Origin of the sequence: Parabacteroides goldsteinii (assembly GCF_020091425.1) — a bacterium.
GTDB lineage: Bacteria > Bacteroidota > Bacteroidia > Bacteroidales > Tannerellaceae > Parabacteroides > Parabacteroides goldsteinii.
In genome coordinates this window covers 3,937,535-3,949,536 of record NZ_CP081906.1, presented here as the reverse complement: position 1 = coordinate 3,949,536, position 12,002 = coordinate 3,937,535, and the positions used below count along the sequence as shown (strand labels likewise).

General features: G+C 44.4%; 6 protein-coding genes. All 6 read left to right on the top strand.

Going from position 1 to position 12,002, the window contains the following annotated elements; genetic code table 11:
• Positions 1-65: 65 nt before the first annotated feature.
• The 6 genes from K6V26_RS17290 to K6V26_RS17265 all read left to right on the top strand — a co-directional run bounded on the left by K6V26_RS17290 (position 66) and on the right by K6V26_RS17265 (position 11,988).
• Positions 66-1,802, top strand: a complete 1,737-nt coding sequence (locus K6V26_RS17290; protein WP_007654756.1) for a discoidin domain-containing protein — start codon at positions 66-68, stop codon at positions 1,800-1,802.
• Between the two features lie 28 nt (positions 1,803-1,830).
• On the top strand, positions 1,831-4,275 hold the full coding sequence (galA, locus tag K6V26_RS17285) for a beta-galactosidase GalA (protein ID WP_224263418.1): 2,445 nt from the start codon (positions 1,831-1,833) through the stop codon (positions 4,273-4,275).
• A 13-nt stretch (positions 4,276-4,288) separates the two neighbouring features.
• On the top strand, positions 4,289-6,505 hold the full coding sequence (locus tag K6V26_RS17280; protein WP_195584300.1) for a glycoside hydrolase family 3 C-terminal domain-containing protein: 2,217 nt from the start codon (positions 4,289-4,291) through the stop codon (positions 6,503-6,505).
• 372 nt (positions 6,506-6,877) lie between these two features.
• Positions 6,878-7,426 (top strand): RNA polymerase sigma-70 factor, encoded by a 549-nt coding sequence (locus K6V26_RS17275; RefSeq protein ID WP_224263417.1) that lies wholly within the window; start codon positions 6,878-6,880, stop codon positions 7,424-7,426.
• 67 nt (positions 7,427-7,493) lie between these two features.
• Positions 7,494-8,504 carry a FecR family protein gene (locus K6V26_RS17270; RefSeq protein ID WP_046145312.1) on the top strand — a complete coding sequence of 337 codons (1,011 nt, stop codon included), beginning with the start codon at positions 7,494-7,496 and terminating at the stop codon, positions 8,502-8,504.
• Positions 8,505-8,838: 334 nt separating this feature from the next.
• Entirely contained in the window at positions 8,839-11,988 is a 3,150-nt protein-coding gene (locus tag K6V26_RS17265) for a TonB-dependent receptor (protein WP_224263416.1), read from the top strand.
• Positions 11,989-12,002: the final 14 nt, after the last annotated feature.

Here is a 12,002-nt window from a genome sequence, read left to right as displayed (position 1 = left end):
TCTGTATATTTGCAGTTGTAGGTATTTGAAAAACATAATAATAAGATGTAATTTATACAAGAAGTATGAAAAGTTTGTTGCTAACCTTTCTGATTGCACCGTTATTGATCGGTTGCCAGGATACTCATCCGATAAAGGCAAAGATTGCCCAGTCTCCGAAAACCTTTTGTAACCCGGTCAACCTTAACTACCGGTTTATGAAAATAGATGGAGGTGAGGGGATTCGCGAAGCTGCCGACCCTGTTGTGGTATCGTTTAAAGACAAATATTACCTGTTTGCCTCTAAGTCGTCCGGCTACTGGTATTCCGAGGATTTTACGGATTGGAAACATGTCTTCATCACCGATTCCGTGTTGCCGATAGAGGATTATGCACCGGGGCTTTTTATACATAAAGACCATCTCTATTATGTCGGTTCTACACATGGAAAAGGCATGCTGTACCGTTCGGCTGCACCGGAAACGGGCGTATGGGAACCGGTGAAGGAAATCTGGTCTTACTGGGACCCTGCTTTTTATGTGGAAGGGGATAATCTCTATATGTACTACGGCTGTTCGCCCGTAGACCCTATCTATGCACAGGTTTTGGACCTGAACACCCTGGAGGCCCGGACAGAAGTGATTACCTGTTTCAACAGTAATAAAGAAGAATATGGCTGGGAACGGACAGGCGAGCACAACGAATTGCCCCGCCGCCCTTATATCGAAGGAGCCTGGATGACGGCTCATCAGGGGAAATATTATTTACAATATGCCGCTCCCGGAACCGAATGGAAATCGTATGCCGACGGAACGTATGTCAGCGACTCTCCCTCGGGTCCTTTTACCTATATGGAAAACAGTCCGGTCTCTTATAAGCCGACAGGCTTTATCGGGGGAGCCGGACATGGCTGTATGTTTACCGTAGGCAGCGAAAACTACTGGAAGGCGGCGACCAATTCCATTTCCGTCCGGCATATGTTCGAACGGCGCGTCTCTTTCTATCCTGCGGGTTTCGATAAAGACGGCTATCTCTATACGGATACTTATCTCGGCGACTATCCGATGTTTTTACCTACGGAAAAAAGACAGGCTTCCAATAGTTTCCAGCCGGGCTGGATGCTGCTTTCTTACGGCAAGACGGTTACGGCTTCCTCTACGTTGGATGGTTTTCCGGCAGAGAACATCGTGGATGAGGATTCGCGTACGGCCTGGGTTGCCGCTACCAACAACGATACGGAATGGTTGCAGGTGGATTTGCAACATCTTTCGTCTGTCAATGCCATTCAGGTCAATTTCGATGAATATGGGGCCAAACAGAAGGGCTTCGTTCCGGGTGTTTACCAGAGTTATGTGATTTATGCCTCGGTGAATGGGGAGGACTGGTATCCGGTAGTGGATTACAGCACGAAAAAGACGGATACCCCGCACGATTATATCGAGTTTGAAGAACCGTTCAAAGCGCGCTATATCAAACTACAGAATAAAGAATATACCGTATCGTCCAACCTCTCGGTCCGCGATTTGAGGATATTCGGAAACGGTTTGGGTAGCAAACCCCGTCCGGTGAATGGCTTTACGGTTAAGCGGAATGAAGAAGACCCGTGTAAAGTCAGCTTGGCCTGGAACGAAGTGCCGCATGCCCAGGGGTATATTGTCCGTTATGGCATTGCCGAAGACAAGTTGTATAGTAATTTCCAGGTGATGGGAGAGACCTCGCTGGAGATCGGCAGCCTGAATAAAGGTGTTACTTATTATTTCACGATAGATACTTATAACGAAAACGGTATTACCCGGACCGAACAGGTGGAGGTCTGCCGTTAATCCATTTAAGAAACAATAGATCAGAGAAATGAAAAGATTGATTTTTACAGTGATGTTATTACTCCCCTGCCTTTGGCTGGGTGCCCAGTCACAGCGGGAGAGAGAGTTGTTGAATCAGGATTGGCTTTTTGTTAAAGGGCATGCGGCTAATCCGGAGAAGGATTTTAATTACGGGCAGGCATTGTCGTTCTCTAAGATTGCCTTTTTGCAGGAGTCGACTATGCTGGATGCAGACCAGGAATCACGTTTGGCTATTCCTCATACGCAACGGTTTGACGACAGCAAGTGGGAGAAGATCTCTTTACCTCATGACTGGGGGATGGCTTTGGGATATAGCCAAGAGCAATTCAAGATGAAAGGATACCGTAAGTTGGGCGGACGTGCACCCGAAAACAGTGTGGGCTGGTATCGGAAACGGTTTACTCCCAAGTTGGTAAAAGGGGATCGGTATACACTGGAGTTTGAGGGTATCTTCCGTGATGCACAGGTATGGATGAACGGCGTCTATTTAGGACGCGGTGAGAGCGGTTATGTGCCTTTGGTCTTCGATGTAACGGAATGCCTGAATTATGAAAAGGATGCGGAAAATGTGATTTCCGTCCGTGTAGATGCGACTCATTCCGAATTATGGTCGTACGAAGGTGCCGGTATCTATCGGAATGTATGGTTGACCCGCACGGCTCCCGTGCATATCCCACAATGGGGGACGTTTGTCACCAGCGAAGTGGATTTGCAAAAGAAGGAAGCCCGTGTGAAGGCACAGATAGAAGTGACGAACCAAAGTGGTAAATCGGTCGATCTTATTGTGCAAAACAGTATAATCGACTGTCAAGGGAAAGAAGTAAACAAGTCTGGTACAACCCTTACCTTACCCTCGTTGGAAACGAAAGAGGTGGAAACATACATGGATGTACGGCAGGTTGACTTATGGTCGTTGAAGACTCCGACGCTTTATACGTTACATACTGATATTTTGTTGGATGGGGCAGTTGTCGATAGCTACGATACCTCTTTCGGTATCCGTGACATCCGTTTCGATGCCAACGAAGGTTTCTTCCTCAATGGCGAACGAGTACAGATCCAGGGGGTATGCTGCCACCAAGACCATGCCGGTGTGGGGATTGCTGTTCCGGACCAGCTGAATGCGTGGCGAATCGCCCGTCTGAAAGAGTATGGAGTAAATGCATACCGCGCCTCCCATAATCCTCCGACGGAATCTGTCTTGAATGCTTGCGACACGCTGGGTATGCTGGTCATGGATGAACTGCGTGTATTGAGCTCCAGTGATGAAGGTCTGAGCCAGCTGAAGACAATCATTCGCCGCGATAGGAATCATCCGTCTGTTATCATTTGGTGTTTGGGAAACGAAGAACCTGCCATACAGGGAACAGAGAAGGGGCGTATGATTGTTGAGCGCATGAAAGCCGTTCAGCGCAAACTGGATCCTACTCGTCCGTGCACGGCTGCCATGAACGGTAGTTGGGGGGAAGGTTTTACCTATGCCGTAGATGTACAAGGTTCTAATTATTATAAAATAGGCAATATCGACGCAGTTCATGAAAAGTTCCCGAATCTGCCTTGTATCTTCACCGAAGAGGCAAGTACGGTGATGACGCGTGGTATTTATGAGACTGATGCGAAGAAGGGTTTCCATCAAGCTTACGATCGTGATGTTCCGGGATGGGGAGCACGTGCACAAGAATGGATGCGTTATGTCGATGCACGTAAGTTTGTTGCCGGTGCTTTCGTATGGACCGGATTCGATTATGGAGGCGAGGCGCAGTTGCATTTCTGGCCGGGTGTAGTTTCTCATTTCGGCATATTAGACTATTGCGGTTTCCCGAAAGATGCATTCTGGTATTACAAGGCTTGGTGGACGGAAGAACCGGTGTTGCATGTGCTTCCTCATTGGAATGGAATCGGTACGGATTCGGTCGACGTACATCTGTATACCAATATGGATGAGGTGGAATTGTTCCTGAATGGCAAGAGCCTGGGTAAAAAGACGGTTGAAAAGTTTGATATTCCAGCTTGGCGTGTTAAATATACCCCGGGTAAGCTGTTGGCCAAAGGGAAGAAGAACGGAAAGAAATACACCGAGTTGGTCGAAACTACCGGAAATCCGGCTTCCTTGCAACTGGTCAGTGAAAACGGTACTTCTATCCAAGGTGATGGTAACGACGTTGCTATCATTACCGTAAAAGTGTTGGATGCCAAAGGACGTGTAGTACCTACTGCTGAAAACGGAATTCATTTCGATGTCCGTAACGGCAAGATTCTGGGAGTGGGTAATGGTAATCCTTGTAGTCAGGAACCGGATGTCTTCCCTGCCGGAAGCGATGTACACCGGAATGCATTTAACGGCTATGCCCAGGTACTTGTCACCAGTGACCGTTCCGGACAACCGATCGAATTGACTGCTGTATCGGAAGGGTTGAAAGAGAGTAAGATTATTGTAGAAGTAACCAAATAAAATAGGCAATCACATGAAAAGCAAACTGAAAAGTATCGTGTTACTGGTCGCTCTCTCTTGGGGCGGCCTGATGGCACAAACGTACGACTATCCGTTTCGTAATCCGGACCTTCCGTTGGATGTCCGGGTACAGGATATCATTTCCCGTCTGACGCTGGAAGAAAAAGTCCAGTTGATGAAACATGCCGCCCCGGCTGTTCCCCGTTTGGGTATTCCTGCTTATAACTGGTGGAACGAAGCGTTGCATGGCGTGGCTCGTACGAAGGAAAAGGTGACTGTTTTCCCGCAGGCGATCGGTATGGCTGCCACCTTCGACACGGAAGCCCTTCAAAAGATGGGAGATATGACCTCTTCGGAAGGACGTGCCCTGTTCAATGAAGACCTGAAAGCAGGCAAGACCGGCGAAATCTATCGTGGACTGACTTATTGGACTCCGAATATCAATATCTTCCGTGATCCCCGCTGGGGACGTGGACAGGAAACCTATGGCGAGGACCCGTACCTGACAGCCAAAATGGGTTCGGCGATCGTCCACGGCCTGGAAGGAAATAATCCGGAGTATCTGAAATCGGTGGCTTGTGCTAAACATTATGCCGTACACAGCGGTCCTGAACACAACCGCCATTCTTATGACGCCCGTGTTTCCATGTATGACCTTTGGGATACTTACTTGCCCGCTTTCCGGGAACTGGTGACTAAAGCGAAGGTACATGGTGTGATGTGCGCCTATAACCGTTTTGAAGGAACTCCCTGTTGCGGGCATAACGAGTTATTACAGGATATTCTTCGTAACCAGTGGAAGTTCGACGGATATGTGACGTCCGACTGCTGGGCAGTCAGTGATTTTGCCAAGTATCATAAAACACATAGCAACGATACGGAAGCCGTAGCCGATGCCGTTCTGAACGGTACAGACCTTGAATGCGGTAATCTTTATCAGAAATTGCAACAAGGGGTGGAGAAAGGCTTGATCTCCGAGAAAGATATCAATGTCTCTTTGGCTCGCCTGTTCGAAATCCAGTTTAAGCTGGGTATGTACGATCCTGCTGACCGGGTGCCTTATGCATCTATCGGTCGTGAAGTGATCGAATGTGATGCCCACAAAAAGCATGCCTATGAGATGGCGCAGAAATCAATGGTGTTATTGAAGAATAATAAGAATATCCTGCCGTTGAATGCCTCCAAGATCAAACGTATCGCCCTGATCGGTCCGAATATGGATAATGGCAGTACGCTGTTGGCTAACTATTTTGGTACGCCGAGCGAAATCATTACCCCGTATAAGAGTTTGCAGAAACGCTTTGGTAACAGTATTCAGATCGATACGCTGACAGGTGTCGGTATTGTTCAGAAACTCGAAGGCGCTCCTTCTTTTGCTCAGGTGGCTGCTCAGGCTAAGAAAGCAGACATTATTATTTTCGTGGGTGGTATCAGCGCTGATTACGAAGGCGAAGCCGGTGATGCCGGAGCTGCCGGTTACGGTGGGTTTGCCAGCGGTGACCGTACAACGATGAAACTGCCTCCCGTGCAGACCGAACTGATGAAGGAATTGAAAAAGACGGGCCGTCCGCTAATCCTGGTCAATATGTCCGGTTCCGTGATGAGCTTCGACTGGGAGAGCCGCAATGCCGATGTGATCCTGCAAGCCTGGTACGGCGGACAAGCTGCCGGCGATGCCATCACCGATGTTCTCTTTGGCGACTATAACCCGGCCGGCCGTATGCCGTTGACTACCTATATGAATGACGAGGATCTTCCGGATTTCGAGGATTATTCGATGGCAAACCGTACGTATCGTTATTTCAAAGGCGATGTAAGATATCCGTTCGGCTATGGCTTGAGTTATACTACCTTCGGGTATGCTCCTTTGCAGAATGCCTCCACCGTCAAGACCGGAGAAAGCATTCAGGTGACGACAACCGTAACGAACACCGGAAAGCGTGCCGGCGACGAAGTGGTTCAGTTGTACGTATCTCATCCGCAGAACGGCAACACCCGTGTCCCCTTACGTGCCCTGAAAGGTTTCAAACGTATTCATCTGGATACAGGTGAAAGCCGGCAGGTAACCTTCACCCTTTCTCCCGAAGAACTGTCTTTGGTGGATGAAAAGGGTAACCAGGTCGAGAAAGAAGGCACAGTCGAATTATATATCGGCGGCGGCCAGCCTTATAAATCGGAAGGTAGCTTCGGGGAACTGAAGATTGAAGGGGAGAAATATGTAGTTTATTAATTTCTATTGCATATCACAACTGTGCTCCTTTCATATCACAGTTGGATTCCGTTTGTTTCACAGATGGATTTCTTTTGTATCACAGCTGTGATATGCAAAAAGAATCAGATGTAAATAACAAGGGAAAGCAGGCAAACAGCACTGCCTCCCTTGTAATAACCAATAACCGGAAGGGAGATAGAACACTCCGGTGTACGAGCTTGCAGGTGATTGATCCGTTTTCATATCTGTTGGGATCAATTACTGCAAGCTTTGTTATTTTTACCCCGATATTGGTTGTATAATTATTTATTTACTTATTTTTGCGCGGGGATATAAGGAGATGAGACATCCGCTTTTTACTATTATATACAGAGAAAAAACTATATTGCTATGATTATTAACGAGAGCACATTCAAAGATGCATATAATGATTATTTTGAAATTATATGCCGCTTCCTGAATTATTATACCCGTGATTATCAGGTGATAGAAGAAGTTGTGCAGGATGTCTTTGTAAACCTTTGGGAAGATTACGAAGGAAAAGACGTTCAGTACATCAAGACCTTTCTTTATAATAGTGCCCGTAATCGTATGTTGAACTACCTGCGTGATGAAGAAAACCACAATGTCTTGTTAGAGAAATGGGCCCGCATCGAGTTGGAGAAAAACGAATCCATAGATTGTGTTGACCGGGAATTATTCTATCAGCTATTGCAAGCCGCCGTTGAGTCTTTGCCGGAGAAATGCAGAGAAATATTCATCCTGAGCCGCGAAGAGCAACTAAGCTATAAAGAAATAGCACAAGTAAAAGATATATCCGTAAAGACCGTTGAAAATCAGATGGGGATCGCTCTTAAAAAGATCCGGGAGTATCTGGCCGCACACTCTGATGAAACCATTACCCTTCTCTTCCTTTTACTGAAACTGACAGAAGAATAAAAAAATATTCATATCCTTTTGGGGGTTTTGTCCCTGCCCATGTGTCTACTGAATAAAATAGCAGAACATGGATAAAAAACAGATACCTTACGAACTATTGGCGAAATACCTCTCCCGGCAATGTACGACCGAAGAGCAGGAACAGGTTATCCGCTGGCTTGACGAAGAGCCAGGACATCACCTTTTACTGGATAAGTTAAGAAAACAGTGGGAAGCTGTCCGTTTGGACACTTCTGCTTATGTGATACCGGATAAGAAAATGGTTTGGGGAAAGATACAGGATCGTATCCGGTATAAAGTGAAACAGGTTCCGTTGTATTCACGTTCCCTGTTGATTCGCGTCTCTTCCGTTGCAGCTGTCGTGGCGTTGGTTCTGGGTTTCGCTTTGTCTTCTCTGATCAATACCCCGGAAAAATCCTGGCAGGCTGCTCAGTTTGAAAATGTGATTATAGCTCCTCCCGGACAAAAAACACAACTTGTCTTGCCTGACGGGACGCTTGTCTGGTTGAATTCCGGTTCACGTTTATCTTATAATTATCAATATAGTACATACGACCGTGTCGTCAATCTGGAAGGAGAGGCATTCTTTGATGTAAAGAAAGATACTCAATATCCATTTATTGTGAAAGCCGGGGAAGTAGATGTCAAAGTGCATGGCACAGCCTTCAATGTCAGTACCTATGCGGATGAAGAAAATATTATGGTTGCCCTGCTTCGCGGTAAAGTAAGTCTGTTATCGGCTACCGGCCAGAATTTGCTGACTTATTTATCTCCTAATCAGGAAGCTATAGTTTCTAAGAAGAATTTGTCTTGTCGGGTTGAATCCTGTGATGCGGAAATCGAAGCCAGTTGGCGGCATAACCTGTTAAAGTTTGATGGTGCTCCAGTGGAAGAAGTATGGAAGAAATTGGAGCGTTGGTATGGAGTGGATATTACCTTATCTAATGTGGATACCCTTAAGTCTTATTGGTTTACAATTAAGACGGAATCATTGACGGAATTATTAGAGATGATTAATAAGATATCTCCGATAGAGTATAAACTGAACGGAAAGGAGGTGACGATCAGATATAAATAGAGAGTCTTTTATCAGACGTGTTTTGCCTTATGCGTAAAAGGCACAGAGACCCCTAATCTCCATGCCTTTTGAAATATATATACCTGTACTTTTATCCTGCCGAAAATTAGACAGAATAACTAATTGATATATAAAGGCAAAGATATAATATATTTTATAATCTTAAAGCTATTACATAATGTTTAAATTAAGAAGGAAGTTAATTCCGTTATTACTTGCGTTATTTATATTCAATTCTACTTATGCCCAAAGTGAAAAAATTGATTTATCAATAAAGAATGAATCGCTTCGGCAGTTAATTAAACAGATAGAAACAAAAACTGATTATTCCTTTATGCTGGATCAGACAGTAGATCAGTCACAAAAGGTATCAGTGGAGGCTCGCCAGGAAAGTCTGGATGCTATTTTGAAAAAAGCCTTTGCGGGAAAACAAATCAGCTATGAAGTGGTAGGGAAACAGATTATTCTGAAAATATCGCGTAACAGTCAAAGTAGTCAATCCCGAAAAATTAGTGGTACAGTCAAGGATCAGAATGGGGAATCTGTTATCGGGGCGAATGTCTCTGTAAAAGGTACGACAATTGGAACCATCACTGATATTGATGGAAATTTTATACTGGAAGTGCCGGAGAATGTGGTAATTCAAATTTCCTATATAGGATATATTACCCAGGAGATCAGTTTGGGAAACAAAGAGCATTTGGATATTCTGTTGAAAGAAGATTTACAATCTTTGGATGAGATCGTTGTGATTGGTTACGGAACAGCTAAAAGAAAAGATTTTACAGGTTCCGTATCTTCCGTCAAGCTGGAGAATTCTCCTATTTCTTTGGCGACAAATACAAATGCATTGGAATCCCTGAAAGGAAATGTGACCGGACTTGATATTGGTGCTACAAATACGGCCGGGGGAACTCCTTCTATGCAGATTCGCGGACAGAATTCCATATCTGGTTCAAACGATCCGTTGGTGGTAGTAGATGGAGTTATATTTATGGGAAGTGTTAATGATATTAACCCTAATGATATAGCTTCTTATGATGTCCTGAAGGATGCTACTTCAGCTGCTGCATATGGTTCCCGTTCTGCTAACGGAGTAATTATTATTACAACTAAAAAAGGTAAGCAAGGCAAGCCGGTTATCCATTTTAATGCAAAAGGAAGCATGCAGTCGTGGCATCTTAAACCGGAACTGATGAATGGCGAACAGTGGCTTGATGCAACTTCTGCGGCAAACGGATATTCTGATTATAGTTTTTTGGTTCCTCAGGAAGAACTGAATTTGAATTCAGGGAAAGAAATCAATTGGCTGGATGAAATCTCACGGACAGGATGGACCCAGGATTATCAGGCTGCCGTATCCGGAGCAGGGGATAGAATGAATTACTATTTGTCTGCTTCTTATACTGAGAGTGGTGGTGTGATAAAAGGAGATGATTATGAACGTGTTTCGGTATTGGCTAAGGTAGATACCGATATTACAAGTTGGCTGCAGATCGGTCTTGATGCTGCATATACCCGAACAGATTATTCCGGCCTTGGCGCTAATATCTGGTCTGCTACAATATTATCTCCGTATGCAATGATGTACAGACCGAATGGGATGCTTGAAGCTATACCTGACGGTACACGTGGTAGAGGTAATCCTTTGTGGGGGATCGATGATGAGTCGAAGAAAGAAAATGTAGATTTTCGTGATAATCTTCGTGCAAATGCATATGCCGTAGTTAAATGCCCATGGATTTCCGGTTTAAGTTACCGTTTCAATTATGCAGGAAATCTTAATTACAGGAAGTCCGGTGACTTTACGCATGAGTCATACAATGTTCCGGTCGGATCGTATGATGATGATTCGCGTTACTCTGTTGCAACTCAAAATAGTTATTTAAGTAGTGCCGGAGGTAGTATGGCAAACGAAAGAACAACCAGTTATGTGATTGATAATATTTTAAATTATAACCAGGTATTTGGAAAACATAGCGTTGATCTGACAGCTGTGGCGACTCGTGACTATCAGAAGTATGAATCTCAGACTTTGTCGGGTAGTGACTTTGCATCGAACGGGAATACGGCTTTAGGGTTGAACGGCCTTCATTACGCTTCTACACAGAAAATTTCTTTGAATAACTGGAAAAGAACGAATATCGGATATTTTGGACGAGCATCTTATTCGTTTGACGACACTTATTATATGACAGCATCTTATAGGAGAGACGGTTCGTCTGTTTTTGGTGCAAATAACAAATGGGGTAATTTCTGGGCCATAGGAACAGCCTGGCGTATCACCAATGAACCGTTTATAAAAGGTGTGGCTTTTCTGGATGATATGAAGATAAAACTTTCATGGGGTAAAAATGGGAATCAGGGTTTAACACAATATTCCACATTGTCACAGGTTGCAACCGGCCATTCCGGGGGAATATATTATCCTTTTGGTAATTCTGGAAAACCGTCATACGGTATTAACCAGAGTACTATCGGTAATTCAGACTTGGGATGGGAAACAACCGAAGCATGGAATATGGGATTTGAATCAACCTGGTTGAATAGCCGTTTGTTTGTCGATGTAGATGTTTATTTCTCTAAAACATATGACCAGATCTTCTCCCGGTCGATTCCTGTTATGACGGGATTTGCAAGTATGTATTCTTCTATGGGAGAAGTCAAAAACAGAGGTGTGGAAGCTACTGTACGGACTGTCAATATTCAGAATAAGGAATTTAACTGGACTACGGGACTGACATTCTGGTTGAACCGTAATAAGTTGGTTCATCTGTATGGTGAGGATCTTGATGGTGATGGAAAGGAAGATGATGATATTGGAAATGGCCTGTTTATAGGGGAGTCGATACATTCTATTTTCGGATATGAACAGGATGGAATTGTTCAGACGGATGATACTGAATATATGAAAGCCAATGGTGTTTCTGCCGGAACTCCTAAGTATGTGGATAAAAACAACGATGGAGTGATTAATGAAAAAGATCGTTCTATCATAGGGAATAAAGCTCCTAATTTCAAACTAAACTTAAGTAACACTTTGCAATATAAAAACTGGGAATTATATGTTATGATTGCCGGTGTATTCGGAGGTAACGGTTATTATCAGGCCGGAAATACGAACGCTTATATAACAGGCGGGGATAGAAAGTGGTTTGCCTCCAACGGTCTGTATATTCCTTATTGGACAGAGGCGAATCCGAGTAACAAATATCCGTCTGCAACTTTTACAGGAGATAGCTATTTCCTGGGATTACAAAGCCGAGCTTATGTTCGTTTGCAGGATGTAACACTTTCATATACATTCAACCAACCATGGGTGAAGAATATGGGAATTAATAATTTTAAAATGTTCATTACAGGGAAAAACCTGGCAACGATTACCGGCTGGGACGGTGGTGATCCGGAAACCGGTAGCACTGCATTGAGTCAGACATATCCGATAATGACGAACGTTTCTTTGGGTTTGAATTTAAGTTTCTAAATTTTACTTTATAA